Source organism: Oceanibaculum indicum P24 (assembly GCF_000299935.1).
Taxonomy (GTDB): Bacteria; Pseudomonadota; Alphaproteobacteria; order Oceanibaculales; family Oceanibaculaceae; genus Oceanibaculum; species Oceanibaculum indicum.
The window spans coordinates 49,211-74,913 of the sequence record NZ_AMRL01000016.1; the positions used below are offsets into that span (position 1 = coordinate 49,211).

A 25,703-nucleotide genomic window follows, 5' to 3' on the forward strand; every position below is an offset into this window, starting at 1 on the left:
CCATCCAACCGGGCGAAATCGACAGGTGCAGGATCAGTTGAGATACGACAGGCTGGTTGAGGAGGCGCTGCGCAGCGTCGTCCGGACCGCGCTGACAGAGGCCGCGATCAACGGCCTGCCGGGCGATCATCATTTCTACATCACCTTCAAGACGCAGCTGGCAGGCGTGGATATCCCCGCCTTCCTGCGCCAGAAGTATGAGGACGAGATGACCATCGTCCTGCAGCACCAGTTCTGGGGGCTGAAGGTGACGGAGGACCGCTTCGAGGTTCTGCTCAGCTTCAACGATGTGCATGAGAAGCTGTCGATCCCCTTCACCGCCATCACCGGCTTCGTCGATCCGTCGGTGAAGTTCGGCCTGCAGTTCCAGGTCGCTGAGGAGGCGCAGGCGCAGGAGACGCCGGAAGGCGTGGCCGCCTTCACACCCGCCGAGAAGCCGGCAGCCGCGCCGGAGGCAGCCGCCGAGGAACCGGCGGAGGCAAACGCGGCCTCCGAGAATGGCGCCAATGTCGTGACGCTGGACAAATTCCGCAAGAAATAGCCGACGTCCCGTCTGCACCCCACCCTAAGGGGTGAGCCTTGCTCTCCTCTTATCCTCCTTCGTCACCCCCGCACTTGTTGCGGGGGTCCACATTTAAGGAGGCTCGGGCATCGCCGGCACTGGCAAGGTCGGTGCGGGCGGAGGCCTGGACCCCCGGGACAAGCCCGGGGGTCCAGGTTGGGGTAAGCGCCTACTGCGCGGCGACCGCTCCGTGTGATGAGCGCGCGACCGCCTGGTCGGCCAGCCGGCCGGTCAGTTCCTGCAGATGGTCGAAGCGCTGGCTATAGCTGCCCACGCCCAGCGTCGCCGAGCGCAGCTCGATGATGAGGTCGTGGATTTCCGCCTGCGGCATGTAGCACTGCACCTCGTCCCAGCCCTCCCAGCCGGCGCGGGCATCATAGCCCAGGATCTGCCCGCGCCGCCCGGTGATCAGGCGCTGCACCTTCGAGGTGAACTCGTTCGGCACCGCGATGGCGACCGACAGGATCGGCTCCAGCAGCACCGGCTCGCAGGCTGGCATGCCCTCTGCCATCGCCTGCCGGGCGGCCAGCTTGAAGGCCATGTCGGAACTGTCCACGCTGTGGAACTGCCCGTCATGCAGCGTCACCTGGACATCGACCACCGGATAACCCAGCGGCCCGTGCGTCATGAACTCGCGCACCCCTTCCTCGACGGAGGGGATGTACTGGCGCGGAATCGCGCCGCCGACGATCCTGTCCACGAACTGGAAGCCCGATCCGCGAGGCAGCGGCTGGATCGATATCTTCACATCGGCGAACTGGCCATGGCCGCCGCTCTGCTTCTTGTGCCTTGCATGCTGCTCGGCTTTGCGGCGGATGGTCTCCTTGTAGGGCACCTGCGGGCGGGCCAGCGTCACCGCCAGATTATACTTGCCCTTCAGCCGGTCGGCGGCGATCTGCAGATGGATGTCGCCCTGGCCGGACAGCAGCAGCTCGCCGGTATCCTCGTCATGCCGGGCGGTCAGTGAGGGGTCTTCCTCCACCAGCTTCTGCAGGGCGCCCGACAGCTTCACCTCGTCATTGCGGTTGGCGGCATGCAGCGCCATGGCATAGACCGGCGCGAGCGAGGCCGGCCAGTCGGGCGCGTCCGCAGGATGATCGGCGGGTGTCAGCACATCGCCGGTGGCGACCGGCTCCAGCTTGCCCAGCGCCACCACATCGCCGGGGCCAGCCTCCGGTATCTTCGCCAGATTAGAGCCCAGCAGGTGATAGAGGCCGCTGATGCGCGCCTGCCCGTGCGGGCCGGTCAGCATCTGCCCGTCCTTCACGCTGCCGCGCCAGATCCGGGCCAGCGACAGCTTGCCGGTATGGGCGAGGTGCAGTGTCTTGAACACCTGCAGCAGCGGTTCGCCCTCCGGCGGGATCGCCTTGCGCCCGGCGGTGTGGGTCACGTCGGAGACCTCGTGCCGCAGCGCCTTCAGCAGGCGGTGTACGCCGTGGTTCTTCTCCGCCGCCCCCAGGAACACCGGGACGATCAGGTCGGATTGCAGGTCCTTCGCCAGCGTGCGGTAGATGTCGTGCGTTTCCGGCACCATGTCTTCCAGCAGCTGTTCCAGCAGCCCGTCGTCGAAATCGGCCAGCGCCTCCAGCATCTCGCCGCGGGCCTCCTGCTCTCGCGCCAGCGCGGTCTCCGGCAGCTGGATCAGGTCGGAGGGCTGGCCCGGCCGGTAGCGATAGGCCCGCTCGCTCGCCAGATCGACATAGCCTGTGATGTGCTCGCCCTCGCGGATCGGCACCTGGCGCAGCACCAGCGGCCGCCGGGAATGCGCCTGCAGGGCGGCCAGCAGGTCCCGCACGCGCCCCGTGCTCTCGTCCATCCGGTTCACGAACAGCAGGTGCGGGATATCCTCGTCATCCAGATATTTCAGGATGGGCGCGATGGTCAGCGCGCGCGCCGGGTCGGCCTCGCACACCACCACGGCGACATCGGCGATCTGCAGCGCGTTGCGGTAATCCTGCGCGAATTCGATGGAGCCGGGGCAGTCCACGAACACCCAAGGCTCGCCCATATAGGTCGCATGGGCGATGTTGGGCTCCACGCTCATCCCCCGGGCGCGGGCCTCGGGCGAGGCGTCGCCGACGCTGTTGCCATCCTTCACGCTGCCCTGCCGGGGAATGGCGCAACAGGCCGCCAGAAGGCTTTCCAGCAGGGATGTCTTGCCGCTGAGATAGGGACCCACCAGCACGGCGCAGCGCGGCGTGTCGATGGGCATGCGTTCGGTTCTTGCGACCATGGCCACCTCCCTTGGCAAATGCCGGCGGCCCGCTTCTTCATCGTTCCCGAAGCGCGCCGGGGACGGCGGAGCGGGACGCATCTTTCTTGATGAACGCCTATGTCAGCAGGCGGGGATAGGGGATGCAAGGAAGAAAATCAGAAAATTCTAATTCTGTGTCCCGGCAGCAAGGCAGGCGGCCAGCCCCTCGCGGTAGGTCGGGCAGGCGAGAGTGATGCCGAGATCGCGTTTGATCCGCTCGTTGCGCACGCGCTTGGTCTCGGAATAGAAGGCCAGCCCCATCGGGCCGAGGCCGGCCTGCTCCAGCGGGATCTCCGGCGGCGGTTCGACGCCTAGCAGGCGGCTGGCCTCCAGCACGACATCGGCCGAGGAGGCCGGCTCGTCATCCGCCAGATTGTAGATCGCCCCCGGATCGGGGCGCGCCATTGAGGCGGCCAGCACCTGCGCGATATCCGCAACATGGATGCGGTTGAAGAGCTGCCCCGGCTTCACGATGCGCTTCGCAGTACCGGTGCGCAGCTGGTCGATGGCGCTGCGCCCCGGTCCGTAGATGCCGGACAGGCGGAAGATATGCAGCGGAATATTGAGCGCCTGCCATTCGGCCTCAGCCGCCACCCGCGCCTTGCCGGAGGGCGTGGAGGGGGCGAGCGGGCTGTCCTCGTCCACCCAGGCGCCGCCGGTGTCGCCATAGACCCCGGTGGTGGAGAGATAGCCGGCCCAGGCGAGGTTGGGCAGCTTGCGCAGTACCGCATCATGCGTGGCCACTACCGGATCGTGCCCGTCGCGCGGCGGGACGGAGGACAGGATATGGGTCACGCCCGCCAGCGCCTGTGCCGGGTCGGGCAGGGGGAAGGGGTATGCGGCGATGCCGCGTGCTTCCATCGCCGCGCGCTTGTCCGCCTCGCGGGCGGTGCCGGCGATTTTCCAGCCCTCCGGCAGCAGCGTCCTGGCGAGCCACTCCGCCGTGTAGCTGAAGCCGAAGCAGAACAGATGGCCCGCCATGGCGTCGTCAGCGGCCCGAAGGGCGCGGGACAGGCCGCCAGTCCGGTGGCGCCATCTCGAAGCCGGCGAAATCGAAGGCCGGCGCCACGGTGCAGGCAACCAGCGTCCAGTGCCCCAGGCTCTCAGCGGTCTGCCAGCAGTTCGGCGGCACGACGATGTGCGGGCGGTGCCCGGCCAGCACGTCATTGCCCAGATGGTGCGCCTCGGCATCGTGACCGTTCGGCGACAGGGTCAGCACCAGCGGCGCGCCGGCCTGGAAATGCCAGATCTCGGTGGCGTCGGTGACTCGGTGCCAGGCCGAGAACTCGCCGGCCTTCAGCAGGTAATGGATGCAGGTCAGCGCCCCGCGCGAGCCGTCCGCCGGCACGTCGCGGAAGGTCTCGCGGAAATAGCCTCCTTCCGGATGGGGCTCCAGCCCCAGATGCCGGATGATGGCGTCGGCGTCGCGGTCCTGCATGGGGCTCTCCCGGCGGTGTTTCGTGTGCAGGTGGGGTGGTGTTGTACGCGGGGCATCGCACTTTCACTCAAACCGTCATTCCCGGGCTTGTCCCGGGAATCCAGGCCTCGGCTCGCGCCGGCATCGCCCGTGCTGGCTGAACCCTGGACCCCCGCAACAAGTGCGGGGGTGACGGCCTGAGAAAAGGTGCGACGGTCTGGCGTCAAATCAAGTTCTGAATTGGCACCTTACCTCCCCCTCACTTCGGCGGGACAGTCGCCTGCATGGACGGGCGGGCGGAGAAGCCCTCATACCATTTGGCGAGGTTTGGCCGGCCTTCGCGCCACTTGTCCGCCTCGTAGCGGAAATCCATGTAGCCCAGCGCGCAGCCGACCGCGATCTGGCCGATGGTAACGGGGCCATTAAGGTCGGCGGCTTCCTTCTCAAGCATGTCCAGCGCGCTCTTCACCTTGCCCTTCTGGCCATCATGCCAGGCATCCCAGCGCAGCTCCTGCGGGCGCATGAAGCCCTCATAGCGCGCCAGCAAGGCTGCATCGAGCAGGCCGTCGGCGATGGCGTGCTGGCGCAGCGCCACCCAGCGCGCCTTGCCCTTGGCCGGGAAGAACTTCCCACCGGCATGCTCGGCATCCAGATATTCGCAGATCACCGGCGAATCGAAGAGCGTCATGCCGTCATCGGTGGTCAGTGACGGCACCTTGCCGATGGGGTTGTCGGCATAGAGCGATTCGTTGCGCTCCACCGGGCTGGCGGCGGTCTTGTCCTTCTCGATCTTGCCGTCGATGCCGGCCTCGATGGCCAGCACCATGACCTTGCGCACATAGGGCGAGGTCGGGGAATAACGCAGCTTCATGGGGACTCCTCCTGGGGTGTGCTTGTTAGAAACTGTCTTTCCGTTTCCTGACTTCGGCAAACACGGAAACCGGGTCCGCCCCGGCAAGGCCGACGGCGGCGGCGACGCCATCCTCATCGGCGCGCAGGAACGGGTTGGTCGCCATCTCCTCGCCCAGCAGCGAGGGCACGGTTGGCTGGCCCGCCGCGCGCAGCCGGTCGATCTCCGCCGCGCGCTGCTTCAGCCGGTCATTCTTCGGATCGACGGTCAGCGCGAAACGGGCGTTGGACTGGGTATATTCATGCGCGCAATAGACGCGGGTATCGGCGGGCAGGGCGCGGAACTTGCCGAGCGAGGCCCACATCTGCGCGGGCGTGCCCTCGAACAGCCGGCCGCAGCCCAGTGCGAACAGCGTGTCACCGCAGAACAGCGCCCGGCTGGCAGCGAAGAAATAGGCGATATGGCCGCGCGTATGGCCCGGCACGTCGAACACCTGGGCGTCCTCTCCGCCGAAGCGATAGCGGTCGCCATCGCCAACCTGTACGTCGATGCCGGGGATGCGGGCGGCATCGGCGCGCGGCCCGACGATGGTGCAGCCGGTCGCCTGCTTCAGCGCCAGATTGCCGCCGGTATGGTCGGCATGGTGGTGGGTGTTCAGGATGTGCGTCAGCCGCCAGCCCTGCGCCTCCAGCGCCGCCAGCACCGGCGGCGCCACGGCGGGATCGACCACGGCGGTCTCGCCGGAGGCCTCGTCATGGACGAGATAGACGTAATTGTCGCTGAGGACGGGAATCTGGTGGATGGTCAGTTGCGTCATGGCTGCCTCCCTCCCCATATCCGGTTGTGTTAATTTCGGTTCGCCGGGACAGTAGCACCCGCTCCGCCATGCGCCAACGGCCTCCAGGGCATGGCAGCCAAGGGTAGGCAGATGGGGAAAGGACGAAGCGGTCATGTATGACGATGTCGTCGATCTGCGGGATTTCTACGCCAGCAGCCTGGGCCAGATGGCGCGCCGGCTGCTGCGCCGCCGGATGCGGCAGATCTGGCCGGATGTGCGCGGGCAGAATTTCCTCGGCATCGGCTACACGCTGCCCTATCTGCGGCCCTTCCGGGAGGAGGCGGCGCGCACCATCGCCCTGATGCCGGCGACGCAGGGCATCATGCATTGGCCGCGCGAGGGGCCGAACGTCACCCTGCTGGCCGATGAAAGCGATCTGCCGCTGCCCGATGCCTCGATGGACCGGGTGCTGCTGGTCCATGCGCTGGAAAGCACGGAGCAGCTGCGCGCCCTGATGGATGAAATCTGGCGGGTGATGGCCGGCAATGGCCGGCTGCTGGTGGTCGCCCCACACCGCCGAAGCCTGTGGTCGATGCGCGACAGCACGCCGTTCGGCCATGGCCAGCCCTACAGCGCCGGGCAGATCCAGAAGCTGCTGCGGGACTGCCGTTTCACGCCGATTGAGCGGATGCACGCGCTGTTCGCACCGCCGGCGCGCTCGCGGCTGCTGCTGCGCTCCTCCGCCAGTTTCGAGCGGCTGGGCCAGCGCTGGTTCCCGCATCTGGGCGGGGTGGTGATGGTGGAGGCGGCCAAGCAGGTCTATGCCACCACGGGCCGGCGCGAACCGGCGCGCCGCCGGCTGCTGATCCCGATGCCGCGCCCCGCCCCGCAGGGCATCCCCGCCGGTGCACGGGCCATGCGCGATATCGGCGAGGGGTAGGGTGAGGTAGAAAAAACCCTCTCCCCTGGCGGGAGAGGGTGGTGAGCGAAGCGAACCGGGTGAGGGGGGAGGCTGTGCCTGTGCAACTGCACCCTCACCCAGCTCCGCCTAATCTCGCCGGTTGGCTCGATAAGGCTACGCACCCCTCTCCCGCGTTGGGGAGAGGGGTAGCGCAAGGGGAGAGGGATAGGTCAGGCCTACAGCTGTTCCAGCGCCTTCACGACCTGTTCGCACATCGCCTTGGCGTCGCCGAACAGCATCATGGTGTTGTCGCGGAAGAACAGCTCGTTCTCCACGCCGGCATAGCCCGACGCCATGGAGCGCTTGATGAACAGCACGGTCTTGGCCTTGTCCACTTCCAGGATGGGCATGCCGTAGATCGGGCTGGCCGGGTCGGTCTTGGCCGCCGGGTTGGTCACGTCATTCGCGCCGATCACGAAGGCGACGTCGGTGGAGGCGAAGTCGCGGTTGATCTCCTCCAGCTCGAACACCTCGTCATAGGGCACGTTGGCTTCTGCCAGCAGCACGTTCATGTGGCCCGGCATGCGGCCCGCCACCGGATGGATGGCGTAGCGCACCTTCACGCCTTCATGCTTCAGGATGTCGGCCATCTCGCGCAGCGCGTGCTGCGCCTGGGCGACCGCCATGCCATAGCCCGGCACGATCACCACCGAGGCGGCGTTCTTCATGATGAAGGCCGCGTCGTCGGCGCTGCCCGCCTTCACGCTGCGGTCGCCCGCCGGGCCGCCGGCGGCAGCCGCCGCCGTCTCGCCGCCGAAGCCGCCGAGGATGACGTTGAAGATCGAGCGGTTCATCCCCTTGCACATGATGTAGCTGAGGATGGCGCCCGAGGCGCCGACCAGCGCGCCGGTGACGATCAGCAGGCTGTTCTGCAGGGTGAAGCCGATGCCCGCCGCCGCCCAGCCGGAATAGGAGTTCAGCATGGAGATGACGACCGGCATGTCGGCGCCGCCGATGGGCAGGATCAGCAGCAGGCCCAGCAGCAGGCCCAGGATGACGATCAGCCAGAACACGGTGGTGGACTGGGTGATGCACAGCACCACGATCAGCACCACCAGCGCGATGCCCAGTGCCGCGTTCAGCGGGTGCTGCATCGGGAAGATCAGCGGCTTGCCGGTGACCAGCCCCTGCAGCTTGCCGAAGGCGATGACCGAGCCGGTGAAGGTGATGGCGCCGATGGCCACGCCCAGGCTCATCTCGATCAGGCTGCCGACGGCGATGTTGCCGGCGACGCCGATGCCATAGGATTCCGGGCTGTAGAAAGCAGCCGCGGCGACGAACACGGCGGCCAGGCCGACCAGGCTGTGGAAGGCGGCCACCAGTTGCGGCAGCGCCGTCATCTGGATCTTGTAGGCGATCAGCGTGCCGATGGCGCCGCCGATCACGATGCCGGCCAGGATCATGCCGTAGGACAGCACGTCGGGCAGGGCCAGGGTGGTGAGGATGGCGATGGCCATGCCGACCATGCCGTAGATGTTGCCCTGCCGGCTGGTGACCGGCGAGGACAGGCCGCGCAGCGCCATGATGAAACAGATGCTGGCGACGAGGTAGAGCAGGGCTGCGTAGGTTGCGCTCATGGACTCTTCTCCGCCTTACTTCTGCTTCTTCTTGAACATGGCCAGCATGCGCTGGGTGACGATGAACCCGCCGAAGATGTTGACCGAGGCCAGGATCACGGCGAGGAAGCCCATCACCTTGGCGAAGTTCATCTCGACCGGTCCGGCAGCGATCAGCGCGCCGACGATGATGACCGAGGACACCGCGTTGGTGACCGCCATCAGCGGCGAGTGCAGCGCCGGCGTGACCCGCCAGACCACGTAATAGCCAACGAAGCAGGCCAGCACGAACACGGTCAGCAGGAACACGAAATTGGTGCCATCATGGCTCTGCGCGCCGATGGCGGTGATGCGCGTCGCCTCGTTCGCCAGCACGGCGGCGCGGTCGGCGAGATCGGAGGCGGAAGTGGCGAGTTCGGCCGCCTTATCGATGAATGTCTTCTGATCCATGATGTCTGTCTCTCCGCTCTCAGGCCGCCTTCAGGGCCGGGTGCACGACCTGGCCGTCCTGGGTGACCAGCGTGCCCTTCACGATCTCGTCCTCAAGGTCGATCTTCAGCGCCTTCGTCTCCTTGTCGATCAGCAGGGTGACGAAGTTCAGCAGGTTCTTGGCGTAGAGCGCGCTGGCATCGACCGGCAGCCGGCCCGGCACGTTCAGATGGCCGACGACGGTGACACCATGCTTCTGCACCACCTTGCCCGGTTCGGAGCATTCGCAGTTGCCGCCCTGCTCGACCGCCAGATCGACGATGACGGAACCCGGCTTCATCGACTTCACCATTTCCTCGGTGATGAGGGTCGGCGCCTTGCGGCCGGGGATCAGCGCGGTGCAGATCGCAATGTCCTGCTTCTTCAGCGTCTCGGCGATCAGGGCTGCCTGCTGCTTCTTGTACTCGTCGCTCATTTCCTTGGCATAGCCGCCGGCGGTCTCGGCCTGCTTGGCCTCCTCGCTCTCGACCATCACGAAGGTGGCGCCCAGGCTTTCCACCTGTTCCTTGGTGGCGAGCCGTACGTCGGTGGCGCTGACGATGGCGCCCAGGCGGCGCGCGGTGGCGATGGCCTGCAGGCCGGCGACGCCGACGCCCATGATCATCACACGGGCCGGCGGAACGGTGCCGGCGGCGGTCATCATCATCGGGAAGGCGCGACCGAATTCTGCCGCCGCATCCAACACCGACTTGTAGCCGGCGAGGTTGGACTGGCTCGACAGTACGTCCATCGACTGCGCGCGGGTGATGCGCGGCACGAACTCCATGCCGAAGGTGGTGACCTTGCGGGCCGCCAGCTGGTCCAGCAGCGGCTTGTCGTTATAGGCGTTCAGGATGCACAGAAGGACGGCGCCTTCCTTCATCAGCGCGACCTCGTCGGTCTTGTCGTCACTGCCGGTCGGGCGCTGCACCTTGAGGACGATGTCGGCCTTTTCCAGCGCCGTCTTGGTGTCCTTGGCGATGGTGGCGCCGGCAGCCTTGTAGGCCTCGTCCGTCATGGCGGCGGCCTGGCCGGCGCCCTTCTCGACCACCACATCGAGGCCGAGGTCGATCAGCTTCTTCACCGTGTCGGGGGAGGCGGCGACACGCGTCTCTCCCGGTCGGCGTTCCTTTGGAATGGCGACGATCATTCCCGTGCGTCCTTTTTTGCGAATGCCCCTGGATGGCCCTTGAAAGGCCTTTCATAAGCACAATGAACGTTGAGGCCGGCTTTGTGAAGGCCTGCGCACTTATTACTTTACCTTATTGCTACCCCGACAATAGTTCGGTTGACACGGACCGGTGCCAGGGTGTGACTACGACATCCTGACTGACATATTGACCTCTCGGCAAAAGGCAAGGCGGCGAGCGCATGTCCGCATCCGGTGACAAATCCGTTCCCTTCACGATGGGGGGCGCGCTGTTCGGCGCGCGCACCATGATACCGCTGGTGCTGAGCGCCACGGTGTTCGGCGCGGTCTATGGCGTGCTGGCCCGCGATGCCGGCCTCAGCCTGGCAGAGACGGTGCTGATGAGCGCCACCGTCTTCGCCGGTGCCTCGCAGCTGATCGCGGTGCAGCTTTGGGCGGCCCCGCTGCCGGTGCTGCCGATCCTGATCGCCACGCTGGCGGTGAATTCCCGCATGCTGCTGATGGGCGCCTCGATGCGGCCCTGGTTCATCCACATCACGGCGAAGCAGGCCTATGGCTCCTTCTTCTTCCTGACCGATGGCAACTGGGCCATGGCGATGAAGGAGTATTTCAACGGCTACCGCGATGCCGCCTTCCTGGTCGGCAGCGGGCTGGCCCTCTATGCCGGCTGGGTGGCCTCGGCCGCCATCGGCTACGGGCTGGGCTCCATGGTCGGCGATCCCAGCATCTATGGTCTGGATGTGCTGCTGCCGATCTTCTTCGGCTCGCTGCTGGCAGCGATGTGGAAGGGGAAGGGCGACCTGCTGCCCTGGGGCGTGGCGGCGGCGGTCGCCATCCTGGCGTCGCAGTTCCTGCCGGGGCACTGGTACATCCTGCTGGGCGGCTTCGTCGGTTCGCTGACAGGGCTGGTGCGCTACAAGGCACCTGTGGGAGGCAGCCGTGACACCTGATTCGCTGTCGCTCTACACCATCCTCGGCATGGCGCTGATCACCTATGGTACGCGGGCCGGCGGCTTCTGGCTGATGCGCTTCGTGCCGCTGTCGGGCCGCGTCGAATCCTGGCTGCGCAGCATTCCGGGCGCGGTCATCGCCGCCGTTGTCGCACCGGCGGTCTGGAAGGGTGGCTGGATCGAGCTGACCGGCCTGGTGCTGGCCGTCATCGCCATCCGGCTGACGAAGCAGGAGCTGGTGGCGATCCTCATCGGCATCGGCACGGTCGCGGCACTCCGCCAGCTCTTCCCGGGGTGAGGGATCTTTCTGTTTCACCCCTCACCCAGCGCCGCCTAATTCGCTTTCGCTCATAAGGCTTCGCAACCCTCTCCCGCAAGGGGAGAGGGTAATTAGGCATACCAAACAAAAAACCCTCTCCCCTGGAGGGAGAGGGTGGTGAGCGTAGCGAACCGGGTGAGGGGGAGCGAAAACCGCTCAGTTCGGCAGGCTGGCGACCGAGACGATGGCGTCGGGCGGCACCGGCACGCAGGCCATCTTCTTGGTCTTCAGCGTATCGCAGGCGCGGCGCGCCTCCTTCTCCGACAGGCCAAGCAGGCGGGCGCGGTAGAGCGGCTTCTGGTCGGGCCGGGCGCGTTCGATGAACAGCTGCGCGCTTTGCAGCAGCTTCGGCGCCAGCTTCTGCGCGCTGGTCAGCGCCGCGCGGGCCGGGCCTTCCTGGGTGAAGGCGCCGACCTGCACACCCCACAGATCGCGGGCGGCGGCGAGATCGGAGGCGTCGCCCTGGGCCAATGCTTCTTCTTCGGCCAGCTTCGTGGTGCCGGCATCGGCCACGGCGACCGGCGGCGGATTGTCGAGGCGCGGCTTGCGCGACGGCACCGGTACCGCGTTGGCGACGCGGATCTGGTCGATTTCGACGAAGCTGGCTTCCAGCAGATCCATCATGTGCTCGTCGCGCGAGGCGGCGGTCTGGCCGCCGAACACCACGCCGATCAGCCGGTGCTGGCCGCGCTTGGCCGAGGCCACGAGATTGAAGCCTGAAGCGCGGATATAGCCGGTCTTGATGCCGTCCGTGCCCTCGTAATTGCCGAGCAGCCGGTTGTGGTTCACATAGGTCCGCCCGGCATAGGTGAAGGATCGCACCTTGAACATGTCGTAATATTGCGGGTAGTCGCGCATCAGCCGCACGGCCAGCTGCGCCATGTCGCGCGCGGTGCTGACCTGGCCGCGGTTCGGCAGGCCGGATGCGTTGCGGAAGCTGGTATTCTTCATGCCCAGCTTGTGCGCGCGCTCGGTCATCATCTGCGCGAACTTGATCTCCGTGCCGCCCTGCGCCTCGGCCAGCACCACCGCCATGTCGTTGGCCGACCGGGTGATCAGCGCATAGATCGCATCGCGGACCTTGATGGTCTTGCCGGCCGGAATGCCAAGCTTCGAAGGGGACATGCCGGCGGCACGCTGGGACACCGGCAGCTGCTGGTCGAACTTCAGCTTGCCGCTCTCCAGCGCCTCGAAGGTCATGTACAGCGTCATCATCTTGGTGAGCGAGGCAGGATAGCGCCGCTCGTCAGCGTGCCGCTCGAACAGGACCTTGCCGGTGGAATAGTCGATCACCAGGGCGGCATAGCGGCTGGCCTGGGCCTCGGCACCCAACGGGGCGGCCACGGCGAAAGCCAGGGCCATCACGAACATCAGCGGCAGGAGGACAAGACGCCCCATGCCGCGTGCCTGCTCATTGTTCCGGCCCTGCGGAAAAAGCCCCCTCATTGCCTGCCCCCTCGATGTCGAATTTTAGCCTGAATATGCCCCAATCCGGCCTTATGTTAATGTCGATTTTAGGATTTGTCCATAATCCATTGAATCAAATGTAGATTCTCTTTTTCGGTGTTCCGGTATGCGGGGCGCGGTAACAGCCTACTCCTCCCGGACGACCGTGAAGCGCTTCTGGGCGGAGTCCGGCAGCAATCCGGCCAGCCACGGCCCGTCCGGCAGCCGCGAGGCCAGCTCGGTCAGGTTGGTGTTCCACCATTCGCGCTGCTCGCGCACCTCGTCATAATCGTAGCGCGCCGTGTGCCAGACCTTCTCGCGCCGCAGATAGACCGAGATGTCGACCGGGAAGCCGACATTGGACGCGCTGACGCGCGTGGAATCGAAGGAGAGATAGGCGATGTTCAGCGCCGTGCGCATCGGCTTGTCGAAGCTGAGCGCGCGGTCGAGGATCGGCTTGCCATAGCCGGTCGCGCCGATGGACAGGTAGGGCGTGCGCGGCTCCAGCTCGATCCAGTTGCCTTCCGGGTAGACCAGGAACATGGAGGGTTCTGTGTCCGGACCCAGCTGGCCGCCGATGATGGCGTGCAGGTTGAAGGACAAGTCGGAGAGCTGCAGCGCTTCGCGGTCTTCGTCGGCGACGCGGCGCAGGGCCTTGGCGTAGGCCATCACCGCCTCCAGCATGCCGCGGAAGCCTTCGGGGCGGGTTTCCGCCATGTCGCGCTTCAGATAGGCCAGCGTCTTGTCGCGCAGCGAGCGCAGGCCCGAGGTCATGACCACGAATTGCGCCCCGGGCGGGCCGAGCAGGACCTGTTTCTTTGCCTGGGAAACCTCCGTGCCGCTGGTGATGCGGCCGTCCGACAGGGCGATCAGCCCTTCCTCGATGGCGATGCCAAGGCAATAGGTCACGTATCGTTTCTCTCTTCAGCCGTGGACGGTCTGCGCTGCCGTCGCGCAGCAGCATAAGCTGTCCCGGCCCGCCGCAGGAAGCCCGGAAAAGCGCCCTCAAGCGGCAAAAATACGAATTTTATGTTGCAGTGCACAAAAATCCATTGACAAAAAAGCAGCGTTTCCTAAATTAAGTCGCATGCTGCATTGCAGCAATCCGTTCCGCCAGGCGCGATGCGATGACGCCCTGCGCTGGCGCTCGGGAAGACCGCAATCATAAAAGATTTTGGAGAAGCACACCATGACCACCGCCAAGAAGGCCGCCGCGCCGCAGGAGACGTTGAAGCAGGTCGAGACCATGGTCGCCGCCAGCAAGGAGGCGATGGAAACCATGGTGAAGACCGGTGGCGACGCCGCCAACAAGAGCTATGAGCAGGCCGTTGCACTGACCAAGGAACAGATCGCCAAGCAGAGCGAGGCGTTCTTCAAGTCCTATGACGGGCTGACCGAGCTGAACCGCGCCAACCTGGACGCGCTGAACACCAGCGGCGCCATCGTCAGCAAGGGCGCCGAGGAAATCGGCAAGGCCTGGTACGGCTTCACCCAGTCGAGCCTGGAGCAGGCCGCCGGCACCATGCAGGCGCTGATGGGCTGCAAGACGCTGCGTGACGTGATGGAGCTGCAGAACGGCTTCGCCAAGACCAGCTTCGACCAGACCATCGCCGAGACCGCCAAGCTGTCGGAGATGACCGTGAAGGTTGCCAACGACGCGGTCGAGCCGATCAAGGCCCGGGTGAACAGCAGCGTCGAGTTCTTCCTGAAGCCGGTCGCTGCCTGAACCGGTATCGCTATCCGGCATCGTGGACCGGTGCGGCGGGCATCCCCCCTTGTCCGCTCAATCCGAGCCCACCTGCCCGAAAAGGCCCGGCCCCGCGCCGGGCCTTTTTGCGTCCGCGGCGCCCTGTGGAGCGGGAATCTGATTTCAAGAGGGCGATGACAAGAGAAATCCGGGCAAAGCCCCTTTGCGAAGCCCGGCCCAATGCCTATCATTACAAACAGTGGATGCGCCGGTGTCCGCCGGCGCGACGAACGTAAGGTCGAGACGATCACGCATGAGCGATGAGCCCCCCATCGGCGGCACGGGAACAGGTACGGGCGTCGTCCTGAAGACGAAGCCGAAGACCAAGAAACCGTCGCTCTACAAGGTTCTGATGCTGAATGACGACTACACGCCGATGGAGTTCGTCGTGCATGTGCTTGAGCGTTTCTTCCAGAAGTCGCGGGAAGAGGCGACGCGGATCATGCTGCACGTCCACCATCGCGGTGTCGGCATCTGTGGCGTGTTCACCTACGAGGTGGCCGAGACCAAGGTCACCCAGGTGATGGATTTCGCGCGCCAGAACCAACATCCCCTGCAATGCACGTTGGAAAAGGAATAGTCCCGCATGCTGTCCCGCAATCTGGAAAAGACCTTGCATCGTGCACTCGATTTCGCCAACGAACGGCGGCACGAATATGCCACGCTGGAACATCTGCTGCTGGCGCTGACGGAGGATCAGGACTCGCTGGCCGTGCTGAAGGCCTGCGGTGTCGATCTCGACAAGCTGCGCGCCGACCTGGTGGGCTACATCGACACCGACCTCGCCAACCTCGCCACCCAGCGTGAGGAGGATGCGAAGCCGACCGCCGGCTTCCAGCGGGTCGTGCAGCGCGCCGTCATCCATGTGCAGTCCTCCGGCCGGGCCGAGGTGACCGGCGCCAATGTGCTGGTGGCGCTGTTCTCCGAGCGCGAGAGCCATGCCGTCTATTTCCTGCAGGAGCAGGAGATGAGCCGCTTCGACGCGGTGAACTACATCTCGCACGGCATCGCCAAGGTGCCGAAGCGCAACGAGCCGCGCCCGGTGCAGGGTGCCGATGAGGAGAAGGAGCCGCAGGCCGAGAAGCCGGCCGGTGCCACCGGCATGGGCGGTGCCCGGCAGAAGGGCAACGAGGCGCTGGATACCTACTGCATCAACCTGAACAAGAAGGCGCAGTCCGGCAAGATCGACCCGCTGATCGGCCGCGCGGCGGAGGTCGAGCGCACGATCCAGATCCTGTGCCGGCGCACCAAGAACAACCCGCTCTATGTCGGCGATCCCGGCGTCGGCAAGACCGCCATCGCCGAGGGGCTGGCGCGCCGCATCGTGCAGGAGGAGGTGCCGGACGTGCTGAAGCCGGCGGTCATCTTCCAGCTCGACATGGGCGCGTTGCTGGCCGGCACGCGTTATCGCGGCGATTTCGAGGAACGGCTGAAGGCGGTGGTGAACGAGATCGAGGCGCACCCCAACGCCATCCTGTTCATCGACGAGATCCACACGGTGATCGGCGCCGGCGCCACCTCCGGCGGGGCGATGGATGCCTCCAACCTGCTGAAGCCGGCGCTGGCCTCCGGCGCGCTCCGCTGCATCGGCTCGACCACCTACAAGGAATATCGCAGCTATTTCGAGAAGGATCGCGCGCTGGTGCGGCGCTTCCAGAAGATCGACGTGAACGAGCCGTCAATCGAGGATGCGGTGAAGATACTGATGGGGCTGAAGCCCTATTATGAGGAGCATCACCATGTCCGCTACACGGCGGAGGCGATCAAGGCGGCGGTCGATCTGTCGGCCAAGTACATCTCCGACCGCAAGCTGCCGGACAAGGCCATCGACGTGATCGACGAGGTGGGTGCGGCGCAGATGCTGGTGCCGCCCTCCAGGCGGCGCAAGACCATCGGCGTGAAGGAGGTCGAGGCCGTCGTCGCCAAGATCGCCCGCATCCCGCCGAAGAGTGTCTCCACCGACGACCGCACGGTGCTGAAGAACCTGGAGCGCGACCTGAAGAATGTCGTGTTCGGCCAGGACAAGGCCATCGAGGCGCTGGCGAGCGCCATCAAGCTGTCGCGCGCCGGCCTGCGCGAGCCGGAGAAGCCGATCGGCTCCTACCTGTTCTCCGGCCCGACCGGCGTCGGCAAGACCGAGGTGGCGCGCCAGCTGGCCACCATCCTGGGCGTCGAGATGACGCGCTTCGACATGTCGGAGTATATGGAGCGCCACACGGTCAGCCGGCTGATCGGCGCGCCTCCGGGCTATGTCGGCTTCGACCAGGGCGGCCTGCTGACCGACGCCATCGACCAGCATCCGCATCAGGTGCTGCTGCTGGACGAGATCGAGAAGGCGCATCCCGACCTCTACAACATCCTGCTGCAGATCATGGATTACGGGAAACTGACCGACCATAACGGCAAGACGGTCGATTTCCGCAATGTCATCCTGATCATGACCACCAATGCCGGGGCCGCCGACATGGCGAAGCCGGCCATCGGTTTCGAGCGTACGGCGCGGGTCGGCGAGGATGAGGAGGCGATCAACCGCATGTTCACGCCGGAGTTCCGCAACCGGCTGGACGCCATCGTGCCCTTCGGCCATCTGACGCCGGAGATCATCGACCGGGTGGTGGACAAGTTCGTCATCCAGATGGAGGTGCAGCTGGCCGACCGGGGCGTCACCATCGAGCTGACCGATCCGGCCCGCAAATGGCTGGCCCAGAAGGGCTACGACCAGGCCTATGGCGCCCGGCCGCTGGCCCGCGTCATCCAGACCAACATCAAGCAGCCGCTGGCCGAGGAATTGCTGTTCGGCAAGCTGGCCAAGGGCGGCACGGTGCTGGTGACGGTGAAGGACGGCAAACTGGTGCTGACTTACCCCGACGCACCGTCCTCGGGCGGGGGATCATCGGGCCGCCGCAAGCGCGAACCGGCCCTGGCGGAGTGATCGGGCCGGAGTGATCATCCGGGGGCGGTGCGGCTACCGGCCGCGCCGTCCCCTGGGTTCCGGCTTGTCGCCGAAGGCATTGCCGCCCAGCAGCATGTTCACATCCAGGCCATTTTCCGAAAGCGGCAGTACCAGCCGCTGATAGGGCCAGTGGCGGCCGCTGGAATCCATAAAGCGGCGCGACGCCGCCACAGGAAGCTTCTCCATGGCGCAGCGCGTATAGTCGGCCACGATGGTCTCGTGAAACGGCCGGTTTTCGAAATCGTCGAGATAATGGCCGGTCGGGTCGCCGCCATTGCGTTCAACGATTCCAGTGCCGACCAGCCGGTAGCGGAAGCGGTAGGGCGCCGTGCCGCCGCTCTGCCGCTCCACATCGACCAGATAGAGGAAGGGCAGCAGCCGGGGAATGTCCAGCGGGTCGATATCGGCGCGCGCCGGCAGCCGCTCGTCACTCCCCCTGCTTTTCCAGTAAGCAAGCAAAGGTTGCAGGGCAGGGGCGAGAAGCGAAGGTTCGGGATCGATGACCTGACCGTCAGTGGGTAGCCCCGTCATCCATCTTCCTTTTTTTATGATTCGCGCCATCGTTGGAACTTTGAATATCAGGCAAAAGTTAAAATCCGATTAACCAAATCGGCGCGCCGGCACCGATGGTATTGGTGATCGCGATTTCTATTTATGCGCGCCATGGTTGAAAGCGATTGCTGTCTGTCATTATCAAAACATACAATGCTGTGCTTTTTCCTTTGAGCGACAGGACAAGATGAGCGAGCGCCCGATACCCGGCCTGGAGTGGAACTGGGCAAGCCCGGAAACCGAAGGCGTGGCGAATGCCGAGCAGCTGGCCAGCTTCATCGAGGATGACCGGCTCCGCCGCCTGTTCGCCTATTGGCGCGAAAAGCGTCAGGGCCGTCCAATGCCGTCCCGCACGGACATCGACCCGACGGAGATTCCCTGGGCGCTGGCGCAGATCTTCCTGGTCGATTACGCACCGGAGAGTGGCTTCCGCTACCGGCTGGCCGGTACCGAGGTCTCCTCGATCTTCGGCCACAGCAATCTGAAGGGCATGACGCTGGAGGATATCCTCGGGCCGGAAAAGGCGGCGGTGGTCGCCGGGCGCTGGATGCCGCTGGTGGAACAGCGGCTGCTGCTGTGCATGAAGGGCATGGTCTATCTGCCCGCCGACCGCACGCCCATCGGCGAGCGGCTGATGCTGCCGCTGGCAGATGCGGCGGACGGGCCGGTCACCGGGTTGCTCGGCATGACGGTCTGCGAATGGCACAAGGGTGAGGTGGCGGAGGAGGTTAAGCTATCCCGCGTGAAGACTCTCTCTGTTAGGATGATCGCCTGATCTGTTTTCGCCCAACCGAACGGACCCCGCTCATGGACCTCTGGCAGCTCGACGCGACCGATCTCGAGCGCCTTATCCGCACTGGCCGCGCCTCTGCCCGGGAGGCCACGCAGTCGGTCCTGAGCCGGCTGCACGCGGTCAATCCGGCGATCAACGCCGTGGTCCGCGTGCTGGAGGAAGAGGCGCTGTCCGCTGCCGATGCAGCTGATGCGAAACAGGCGCGCGGCGAGGTGCTGCGGCCGCTGCATGGCGTGCCCGTCACCACCAAGGTGAATGTCGATCAGGCCGGGCTGCCGACCGACAATGGCGTGGTGCCGCTGAAAGACTTCATCGCCGGGCATGACAGCCCGGTGGTTGCCAACCTGAAGCGCGCCGGGGCAATCATCGTCGGGCGCACCAACGCGCCGGCCTTCTCCATGCGCATCTTCACCGACAATGCACTGCATGGGCGCACGCTGAACCCGCTGGACCCGGCGGTGACGCCGGGCGGCTCCAGCGGCGGCGCGGGGGCGGCGACGGCCACCGGCATCGGCGCCATCGCGCATGGCAATGATATCGGCGGGTCGGTGCGGATTCCCGCCAGCTGCAATGGCGTTGTGGGCTTGCGCGTCGGCTATGGAAGGATACCGGCCTTTAACCTCACGGCCCCCGGCGGTCGGCCGCCCGGTGCGGTCATCATGGCGGTGCAGGGCCCGCACACCCGTACCGTGCGCGATGCCCGGCTGGCGCTGGAGGTGATGGCCCAGGGCGACCGCCGCGACTGGCGCTGGAACGATGTGCCAATGCGCGGGCCGGAGCCGGCGCGGCCGATCCGCGTCGCCATTGTGCCGGAGGTGCCGGGCGGTACCAGCCATCCGGCACAGGTCGAGGCGGTGCGCCAGGCCGGACGGCATCTGGCCGCCGCTGGCTATGCGGTGGAGGAGGTGCTGCCGCCGGACATCGAGCGCGCCATCGAGCTGTGGCACATCATCTGCGTGACCGACGTATTCGGCAGCCTGTGGCCGACGATGCAGAAGATGGGCGACCCCGACGGCATTGCCGCGATGCAATCCTGGCTGTCGCTGCACAAGCCGGCTGATCTTGAGACCTACATCGCCGCGATGACCGAGCGTGAGGCACTGGCGCTGCGCTGGATGCAGTTCTTCGAGTCCTATCCGCTGGTCATCATGCCGGTGCTGTGCGGCCTGCCGCCGAAGCAGGGGGCGGATGTGACGCCGGAAGGCCAGGCGGAGGTGCTGGACAATATGCGCGCGGCCCTGATTGCCCCGCTGCTGGGCATTCCGGGCCTTGCCGTGCCGGTCGGTCGGCATGGCGCGCTGCGTACCGGTGTGCAGATCATGGCGATGCGCAACCGCGAGGATATCTGCCTCGATGCCGGCGAGGTGATCGAGGCCGCCGAGGGCGTCGTCACCCCGGTCGATCCGGCGGGATAAGCCATGACTCCGGATACCGCGCTGGTGCGCTGGCTGCCGGTGGCGGATATCGCGGAACCGGACTGGCAGCACCTCTCGGCGCTGCTGCCGGCGGAGGAGCAGGCGCGGGCGCAGCGCTTCCATTTCCGGCGCGACTGGGAAAGCTATACTGCTGCTCATGCGCTGCTGCGCGGCACGCTCAGCCTGCTGGCGTCGGCTTCCGGCCTCAGCGTGGCGCCGGCGGAGTGGCGCTTTTCCATCGGCGATCACGGCAAGCCGGAACCAGTGCTGCCTGCGGAGGCACCACCCTTCCGGGTGAACCTCTCCCATACGCGGGGGCTGGCCGCCGTGGCGGTGGCGCTGGACCGCGAGATCGGCGTCGATGTGGAATGGCTGGACCGCACCAACCTGACCATCGACCTCGCCGACCGGTTCTTCGCCCCGGCGGAATGCGCGCAGCTTGTCGGGCTGGACGCGGCGGCCGAGAAGGAGGCGCTGTTCGCCTTCTGGACGCTGAAGGAGGCCTATATCAAGGCGGTCGGCATGGGGCTCGCGCTGCCCCTGGGGGCCTTCGCCTATACGCTGGACCCGCTGTCCATTGCCTTCGACGAACGCATCCAGGACGACCCCGCCAGCTGGTACTTCCGGCGCCTGCGGCCGACGCAGGGGCATGTGCTGGCGCTGGCGCTGCGGCACGAAGCACCGGCGCGCGCGACGCTGGATGCCGCCCCCGCCGACCTTGCCGCGCTGATGCGGCTGGCACAATAAGCTGCCATTATTCTCCTTGTCATTGCCGGGCTTGACCCGGCAATCCAGGGGCCACGTTCTGAAGGGTTTCAGGCGGGGCACCGCTCCTGGACCCCCCCAGGCGCCCATTGGGGTCAAGCCCGGGGGTGACAAAATGGAAACTGGCGGGGCGTGGTCAGCCAGACGTCAGGCCATAGTCGGCGGGCCCGGCAGGATTTCCCGTATATAGGGCAGGATGCCGCGCTTCTGATCCCATTGCCTTGGATAGCCCAGCGAGACTTCCTCGAACCGCGTGCCGTCGATCCAGTCGGTGCGCCGCACATGCAGATGGCCCGACACCGCGACCTTGGCGTTGAAGCGGACATGCCAGTCCTCGGTCCGGCGCGTGCCGCACCAGGGGATGAAGCGCGGAATGCGCGGGATATGCACCAGGTCGCGGCGCAGCGGGTAATGGTTCACCAGCACGGTGGGCGCGCCGTCCAGCGCCATCAGGCGCGCCTCGGCCTCGTCGCACCGCGCCGCGCACCAGGCCTCACGGGAGGGGTAGGGGGCGGGGTTCAGCAGCATCTCGTCAGCGCACACCGCGCCGCCCTCGCGGGCCCAGGCGATCACCTGGTCGCGCGGCAGATCGTCCGGTCGGAAGCTGTAATCGTAGAGCAGGAACAGCGGCGCCACCACGCAGGGGCCGCCCGGCCCGGTCCAGATGGGATACTCATCCTCTGGTGTGACGACGCCAAACTCGCGGGCGAGATCGACCAGCGCCTGGTATTTCGCCTCGCCAGCCAGGCTGTCGCTCCCATTGCCGCTATCGGCGCCGTTTTCCGAGACGGTCCACAGCTCATGATTGCCCGGCACCCAGATCACCCTGGCGAAGCGCTCGGCGGTCAGGGCGAACAGCGCGCGCATATGCTCCAGCCGCTCGGCCATGTCGCCGGCCAGGATCAGCCAGTCCTCGGGCGCGTGGGGCAGGCCGGCCAAAGCCTCGCGGTTCACCGGATTGGCCAGATGCAGGTCGCTGATGGCAAGCAGTTTCATGCGCTTAGCTTTACCGCAAGCCGGCAGGAAAGCCAAAGACATGCATCCCCGGCGGGCTTGCCCCACAGCAGGACATGACAACGGCTCTTGCAGTCCGGCACGGGAGATATATAAATTTTATCCTAAAGACCATCAGAATGATCTGATACTGGAAGAGCGCTCCGGTCCCTCTGGACCTCCACCACGGCTAGAACAGGCACACTATGAAAAAACCCTCTATCGGCGTTGGCGACCGTTTCGGTCAGGTCGATGGCTATGGCCGGCTGGTGTCCTGGTCAGTCGAGCAGGTGATGGACCATCACGGCATCCCGCATGCCTGCATCGTCTCGGCCCATGATCCCAGCCGCCGCAAGACCGTGGCCCTGTCCGTGCTGCTGCGCGACGGCAGCTATATGCGCCAGGATTCCCTGCACTAAGCCTGCACTGAACAGTTCGGCCCCTAAACATTTCGGTCTGGACTGAACTGTTGCCCTCGCCGCCGTGCTAGTCTGAAGGCTCGCACGGAGGAACCCATGAACACGAACCGTATTGCCGAGATCGGCCTGCTGGTGGGAGAACCCGCCCGCGCCGCCATGCTGCTTGCGCTGATGGACGGGCGCGCGCTGACCGCCGGGGAACTGGCCCAGGCCGCCGGGGTGACGCCGCAGAGTGCGAGCGCGCATCTCGCCCGACTGACGCAGGCCGGGCTGCTGGCGATGGAGCGGCAGGGCCGGCACCGCTATCACCGTCTGGCCTCGCCGGAGGTGGCGCGTCTGCTGGAAACCGTCATGCAGGTGGCGTCCCTGGCGCCGCAACCCGTGCGGGCGCCGGTGACCGGCCCGCGCGATGCGGCGATGCGCCGGGCCCGCACCTGCTATGACCATATGGCGGGGGAACTCGGCGTGGCGCTGGCCGATGCGCTGCAGGCACGCGGCCATGTCGAACTGGATGACGGCGCCGGTCTGGTGACACCGGCCGGGCTGGACTTCCTGCACGGGCTGGGGCTGACGGGCGAAAGTCTTTCTGGTGCCTCTGGAGCGCGTGCCCTGTGCCGGCCCTGCCTCGACTGGAGCGAACGCCGCCCGCACATCGCCGGCCGGCTGGGGGCGGCCCTGTGCAGCCATTTCCTGGACAGCCATCTGGTGCGCCGGATCGGCGGCAGCCGGGCGCTGGAGATCACGCCTACGGGGCAGGCATATTTACGCGAACGCTTCGATATCCGCACTTTTTAGCTGGCCCACCAGGCGGCACCCCAGGCGCCGGCCAGGATCAGGATCAGCCCCGGCAGGACCCCGGCGGCGAAGCCGCGCGGGCCGGCCAGCCAGGCCAGGGCTGCCTTGCTGATGGTGTTGGTGGTGAGGCCCAGCAATACCGGGAGCGCTGCCTCGTCGGCGGGCAGATTGCCGCTGGCCACCTGGCTTGCGACCATGATCGCGGCGGCATGCGCATCGGCGAATCCGGCCAGCGCCGCCGCCGCCAGGATGCCGGCATCGCCGAACCAGTCATGCAGCGCCGCCGAGATCAGGATGATCGCCGCCAGCCCGAGGGCAAAGCCGGCAATCGCCTTCGGGTCGAAGATACGGCCCGGCGGTGCGGCTTCAGTCTTGTCGCCAGTGAAGGCACGCCGGGTGAACAGGACGCCGTAGAGCAGCGCTGCCGCGCCGCCGGCCAGGATCGCGGGCAGCAGCGCCCGCAGCGACTCCAGGCTGGTCGCCCCCAGCACGGCGGCCAGCAGGGCAATCGTGGCGACCGAGGACAGCACGGCCCCGGCAATGGCGGGGGATAGCAGCGCTGCATCACGCAGCGCGCGGCCGCCCATCGCGCCGATGGTCGCGGTGCTGGAGGCGAAGCCCCCGATCAGCCCGGCCAGCGGCAGGCCGGCGCGCGCACCGACCAGCCGGATGGCGGCATGGCCAAGGCCGCTGACCGCCATCAGCAGCACGACCAGCAGCCAGAGCTTGTGCGGGTTCAGCGCGCCATAAGGCCCGATGGGCCGGTCCGGCAGGATGGGCAACACGATCAGCGTCACCGCCGCGAAGAGCAGTGTGTCATTCACCTCCTGCGCGGACAGTACGCCGCTGACGAAGCGGTGGATCGCCCCGCGTGCCGCCAGCAGGATGGCAACCGCCACACCCATCCCGGCGGCCAGTGCCGGGCGCTGCAGCGCCAGCCCGCCCAGCAGCACGGTCAGCACCAGCGCCACCTCTGTGGTGAGGCCGGGATCTTCTTCCCGGCTGCGCCAGTAGGCGGCGGCTGCCAGCACCGCAACTCCCAGTGAAGCCGCCGCCAGCAGCGGACCATCGCCCACCAGCATGGCCGTGGCGCCGGCCAGCGCGGCAATGGCGAAGGTGCGGATGCCCGCAGGTGCGCGGCCGGGCCCGGTACCCTTGCGGCGTTCCCGCTCGGCACCGATCAGCAGGCCGATGCCCAGTGCCACGGCGAGATGGAGGATGGTGTCGTCCATGCCGGCTCCGCTTCCCTTTCAGCCTCGGCGTTGTCTGGCCTCTGGTGCAGTTTGGAAGCAGCGCGCCCGTCCTGCCAGCGCTTTTCCCGGTAGAGTGAGTGTGCGTGAAATGCTGCGAAAAACTGTTTCTATTCCATTGATGCCATATTTTCGTTCTTCCTGCATAATCCGGCAGAAAATCGGAAAAGCGGTTTCAGGGGAGCGATGTTCGAGTTTTTCAGTGCCTTCAAGACGGCCTTCGCGCTGATCGCCGGCTTCGACAGCGAGCTGCTGCAGATCGTGGCGCTGTCGCTGTCGGTCAGCCTGTCGGCGGTCGCCATCGCCGCGCTGATCGGCCTGCCGCTGGGTGCCGCCGTGGCGCTGTGGCGCTTTCCGGGGCGCGGGGCGGTCATCGTGGTGCTGAATGCCTGCATGGGCCTGCCCCCGGTGGTGGTCGGCCTTGTGGTCTATCTGCTGCTGTCGCGCGCCGGGCCGCTGGGCGAGCTGGGGCTGCTGTTCTCGCCACCGGCCATGGTCATTGCACAGACCATCCTGGTGCTGCCGATCATCGCCGCGCTGACCCGTCAGACCATCGAGGATCTGTGGGCGGAATATCGCGAGCAGCTGACCTCGCTGGGAGTCACGCCCTTGCGCGCCATCCCGACGCTGCTGTGGGACGGGCGCTTCAGCCTGCTGACGGCGGTGCTGGCCGGGCTGGGCCGGGCGGCGGCGGAGGTGGGCGCCATCCTGATCGTCGGCGGCAATATCGACGGCGTCACCCGCACCATGACGACGGCCATCGCGCTGGAGACGGCGAAGGGCGACCTGGCGCTGGCGCTGGGCCTCGGCATCGTGCTGATCATCATCATTGCGGCGATCAACGGGGCCGCCTTCGGCATTGGCGAAACCGCCCGCCGGCGGGCCGGGTGAGGGCGGTCATGCATGGCATGGTAAGGCCCACCATCCTGCCGCTGCGGCTGGAGAATGTGTGTTTCGACGCCGGCGGCAAGCGGCTGATCGACGGCATCGATCTGACGCTGGAAGCCGGTATCCGGAGTTTCGTCATTGGACCGAACGGCGCGGGCAAGAGCCTGCTACTGCGGCTCTGCCACGGGCTGATCCAGCCGACCTCGGGCCGGGTGCGCTGGGCCGAGGGCGTCTCATCGCAGGAGGCACGCCGCCGGCAGGCCATGGTGTTCCAGCGCCCGGTGCTGCTGCGCCGCTCCGTGCTGGCCAACATGGTCTATGCGCTGTCGGTTGCCGGCGTGGCGCGCACGGGGCGCCGGGCGTCCGCGATGGCAGCGCTGGAAAGGTTCGGCCTGGCGGCGCTGGCGGACAGCCCGGCCCGC

The 25,703-nt window shown here is 66.5% G+C and carries 27 protein-coding genes; 14 read left to right on the top strand and 13 right to left on the bottom strand.

Annotated elements, in window-relative coordinates; all coding sequences use genetic code 11:
* Positions 1 to 25 precede the first annotated feature (25 nt).
* A complete protein-coding gene (locus P24_RS12685) occupies positions 26 to 541 on the top strand; it encodes an SspB family protein (protein ID WP_040707646.1) in 516 nt (171 codons plus the stop codon).
* 190 nt (positions 542 to 731) lie between these two features.
* Here P24_RS12685 and P24_RS12690 read toward each other — a convergent pair whose 3' ends face one another.
* The 5 genes from P24_RS12690 to gloB all read right to left on the bottom strand — a co-directional run bounded on the left by P24_RS12690 (position 732) and on the right by gloB (position 5,900).
* A complete protein-coding gene (locus tag P24_RS12690) occupies positions 732 to 2,795 on the bottom strand; it encodes an elongation factor G (RefSeq protein WP_008945132.1) in 2,064 nt (687 codons plus the stop codon).
* Between the two features lie 147 nt (positions 2,796 to 2,942).
* Positions 2,943 to 3,797, bottom strand: coding sequence for an SDR family oxidoreductase (locus tag P24_RS12695; protein ID WP_008945133.1), 855 nt, complete (start codon positions 3,795 to 3,797; stop codon positions 2,943 to 2,945).
* Between the two features lie 7 nt (positions 3,798 to 3,804).
* The gene (locus tag P24_RS12700; protein ID WP_008945134.1) at positions 3,805 to 4,254 is read right to left on the bottom strand and encodes a cupin domain-containing protein; all 450 of its coding nucleotides are present in this window, start codon (positions 4,252 to 4,254) and stop codon (positions 3,805 to 3,807) included.
* Positions 4,255 to 4,492: 238 nt separating this feature from the next.
* Positions 4,493 to 5,104, bottom strand: coding sequence for a glutathione S-transferase (locus P24_RS12705; protein WP_008945135.1), 612 nt, complete (start codon positions 5,102 to 5,104; stop codon positions 4,493 to 4,495).
* Between the two features lie 25 nt (positions 5,105 to 5,129).
* The gene (gene gloB, locus P24_RS12710; protein ID WP_008945136.1) at positions 5,130 to 5,900 is read right to left on the bottom strand and encodes a hydroxyacylglutathione hydrolase; all 771 of its coding nucleotides are present in this window, start codon (positions 5,898 to 5,900) and stop codon (positions 5,130 to 5,132) included.
* A gap of 133 nt (positions 5,901 to 6,033) precedes the next feature.
* On the opposite strand from gloB, the gene P24_RS12715 reads away from it, so the two are divergent.
* Positions 6,034 to 6,801: a class I SAM-dependent methyltransferase gene (locus P24_RS12715; RefSeq protein ID WP_008945137.1), complete on the top strand. Its 768-nt coding sequence runs from the start codon at positions 6,034 to 6,036 to the stop codon at positions 6,799 to 6,801.
* A 197-nt stretch (positions 6,802 to 6,998) separates the two neighbouring features.
* Here the strand turns inward: P24_RS12715 and P24_RS12720 are convergent, their stop codons facing one another.
* Genes P24_RS12720 through P24_RS12730 form a run of 3 tightly spaced genes read right to left on the bottom strand, consistent with a single transcriptional unit; the run spans position 6,999 to position 9,996 of the window.
* Entirely contained in the window at positions 6,999 to 8,399 is a 1,401-nt protein-coding gene (locus P24_RS12720; RefSeq protein ID WP_008945138.1) for an NAD(P)(+) transhydrogenase (Re/Si-specific) subunit beta, read from the bottom strand.
* A 15-nt stretch (positions 8,400 to 8,414) separates the two neighbouring features.
* The gene (locus P24_RS12725; RefSeq protein WP_008945139.1) at positions 8,415 to 8,828 is read right to left on the bottom strand and encodes an NAD(P) transhydrogenase subunit alpha; all 414 of its coding nucleotides are present in this window, start codon (positions 8,826 to 8,828) and stop codon (positions 8,415 to 8,417) included.
* Between the two features lie 19 nt (positions 8,829 to 8,847).
* Complete coding sequence (locus P24_RS12730) at positions 8,848 to 9,996, bottom strand: Re/Si-specific NAD(P)(+) transhydrogenase subunit alpha (protein WP_008945140.1); 1,149 nt, start codon at positions 9,994 to 9,996, stop codon at positions 8,848 to 8,850.
* A gap of 221 nt (positions 9,997 to 10,217) precedes the next feature.
* Here P24_RS12730 and P24_RS12735 point away from each other — a divergent pair, with 221 nt between their 5' ends.
* Both P24_RS12735 and P24_RS12740 read left to right on the top strand, forming a co-directional pair.
* Positions 10,218 to 10,946, top strand: coding sequence for an AzlC family ABC transporter permease (locus P24_RS12735; RefSeq protein ID WP_008945141.1), 729 nt, complete (start codon positions 10,218 to 10,220; stop codon positions 10,944 to 10,946).
* Complete coding sequence (locus P24_RS12740; protein ID WP_008945142.1) at positions 10,936 to 11,244, top strand: AzlD family protein; 309 nt, start codon at positions 10,936 to 10,938, stop codon at positions 11,242 to 11,244. The genes P24_RS12735 and P24_RS12740 overlap by 11 nt, the downstream gene beginning before the upstream one ends.
* A gap of 177 nt (positions 11,245 to 11,421) precedes the next feature.
* Here the strand turns inward: P24_RS12740 and P24_RS12745 are convergent, their stop codons facing one another.
* Both P24_RS12745 and P24_RS12750 read right to left on the bottom strand, forming a co-directional pair.
* Positions 11,422 to 12,711: a D-alanyl-D-alanine carboxypeptidase gene (locus P24_RS12745; protein WP_008945143.1), complete on the bottom strand. Its 1,290-nt coding sequence runs from the start codon at positions 12,709 to 12,711 to the stop codon at positions 11,422 to 11,424.
* A gap of 147 nt (positions 12,712 to 12,858) precedes the next feature.
* Positions 12,859 to 13,620: a proteasome-type protease gene (locus tag P24_RS12750; RefSeq protein WP_008945144.1), complete on the bottom strand. Its 762-nt coding sequence runs from the start codon at positions 13,618 to 13,620 to the stop codon at positions 12,859 to 12,861.
* Positions 13,621 to 13,900: 280 nt separating this feature from the next.
* On the opposite strand from P24_RS12750, the gene P24_RS12755 reads away from it, so the two are divergent.
* The 3 genes from P24_RS12755 to clpA all read left to right on the top strand — a co-directional run bounded on the left by P24_RS12755 (position 13,901) and on the right by clpA (position 17,390).
* On the top strand, positions 13,901 to 14,437 hold the full coding sequence (locus tag P24_RS12755) for a phasin family protein (RefSeq protein WP_008945145.1): 537 nt from the start codon (positions 13,901 to 13,903) through the stop codon (positions 14,435 to 14,437).
* Positions 14,438 to 14,711: 274 nt separating this feature from the next.
* Positions 14,712 to 15,038, top strand: coding sequence for an ATP-dependent Clp protease adapter ClpS (gene clpS, locus P24_RS12760; protein ID WP_008945146.1), 327 nt, complete (start codon positions 14,712 to 14,714; stop codon positions 15,036 to 15,038).
* A gap of 6 nt (positions 15,039 to 15,044) precedes the next feature.
* Positions 15,045 to 17,390: an ATP-dependent Clp protease ATP-binding subunit ClpA gene (gene clpA / locus P24_RS12765; RefSeq protein WP_008945147.1), complete on the top strand. Its 2,346-nt coding sequence runs from the start codon at positions 15,045 to 15,047 to the stop codon at positions 17,388 to 17,390.
* A gap of 33 nt (positions 17,391 to 17,423) precedes the next feature.
* Here the strand turns inward: clpA and P24_RS12770 are convergent, their stop codons facing one another.
* Positions 17,424 to 17,942, bottom strand: a complete 519-nt coding sequence (locus tag P24_RS12770; protein WP_008945148.1) for a PAS domain-containing protein — start codon at positions 17,940 to 17,942, stop codon at positions 17,424 to 17,426.
* Between the two features lie 208 nt (positions 17,943 to 18,150).
* On the opposite strand from P24_RS12770, the gene P24_RS19300 reads away from it, so the two are divergent.
* The 3 genes from P24_RS19300 to P24_RS12785 are packed head-to-tail and all read left to right on the top strand — an operon-like array spanning position 18,151 to position 20,918.
* A complete protein-coding gene (locus P24_RS19300; RefSeq protein ID WP_008945149.1) occupies positions 18,151 to 18,738 on the top strand; it encodes a PAS domain-containing protein in 588 nt (195 codons plus the stop codon).
* A gap of 32 nt (positions 18,739 to 18,770) precedes the next feature.
* Positions 18,771 to 20,171, top strand: coding sequence for an amidase (locus P24_RS12780; RefSeq protein WP_008945150.1), 1,401 nt, complete (start codon positions 18,771 to 18,773; stop codon positions 20,169 to 20,171).
* A gap of 3 nt (positions 20,172 to 20,174) precedes the next feature.
* Positions 20,175 to 20,918, top strand: coding sequence for a 4'-phosphopantetheinyl transferase family protein (locus tag P24_RS12785; RefSeq protein ID WP_008945151.1), 744 nt, complete (start codon positions 20,175 to 20,177; stop codon positions 20,916 to 20,918).
* Positions 20,919 to 21,083: 165 nt separating this feature from the next.
* On the opposite strand, the gene P24_RS12790 is transcribed toward P24_RS12785, so the two are convergent.
* Entirely contained in the window at positions 21,084 to 21,932 is an 849-nt protein-coding gene (locus P24_RS12790; RefSeq protein ID WP_008945152.1) for a metallophosphoesterase family protein, read from the bottom strand.
* Positions 21,933 to 22,135: 203 nt separating this feature from the next.
* Between P24_RS12790 and P24_RS12795 the strand changes: the two genes are divergently transcribed.
* Together P24_RS12795 and P24_RS12800 are read left to right on the top strand one after the other, a co-directional pair.
* The gene (locus tag P24_RS12795) at positions 22,136 to 22,348 is read left to right on the top strand and encodes a hypothetical protein (RefSeq protein ID WP_008945153.1); all 213 of its coding nucleotides are present in this window, start codon (positions 22,136 to 22,138) and stop codon (positions 22,346 to 22,348) included.
* Between the two features lie 96 nt (positions 22,349 to 22,444).
* Positions 22,445 to 23,143, top strand: coding sequence for an ArsR/SmtB family transcription factor (locus P24_RS12800; RefSeq protein WP_008945154.1), 699 nt, complete (start codon positions 22,445 to 22,447; stop codon positions 23,141 to 23,143).
* Here P24_RS12800 and P24_RS12805 read toward each other — a convergent pair.
* On the bottom strand, positions 23,140 to 24,375 hold the full coding sequence (locus P24_RS12805; protein ID WP_008945155.1) for an MgtC/SapB family protein: 1,236 nt from the start codon (positions 24,373 to 24,375) through the stop codon (positions 23,140 to 23,142). The genes P24_RS12800 and P24_RS12805 overlap by 4 nt on opposite strands.
* 204 nt (positions 24,376 to 24,579) lie before the next feature.
* Between P24_RS12805 and P24_RS12810 the strand changes: the two genes are divergently transcribed.
* Positions 24,580 to 25,284 carry an ABC transporter permease gene (locus P24_RS12810; RefSeq protein ID WP_008945156.1) on the top strand — a complete coding sequence of 235 codons (705 nt, stop codon included), beginning with the start codon at positions 24,580 to 24,582 and terminating at the stop codon, positions 25,282 to 25,284.
* An 8-nt stretch (positions 25,285 to 25,292) separates the two neighbouring features.
* A partial coding sequence (locus P24_RS12815; protein ID WP_008945157.1) for an ATP-binding cassette domain-containing protein occupies positions 25,293 to 25,703 on the top strand: 411 nt, incomplete at its 3' end.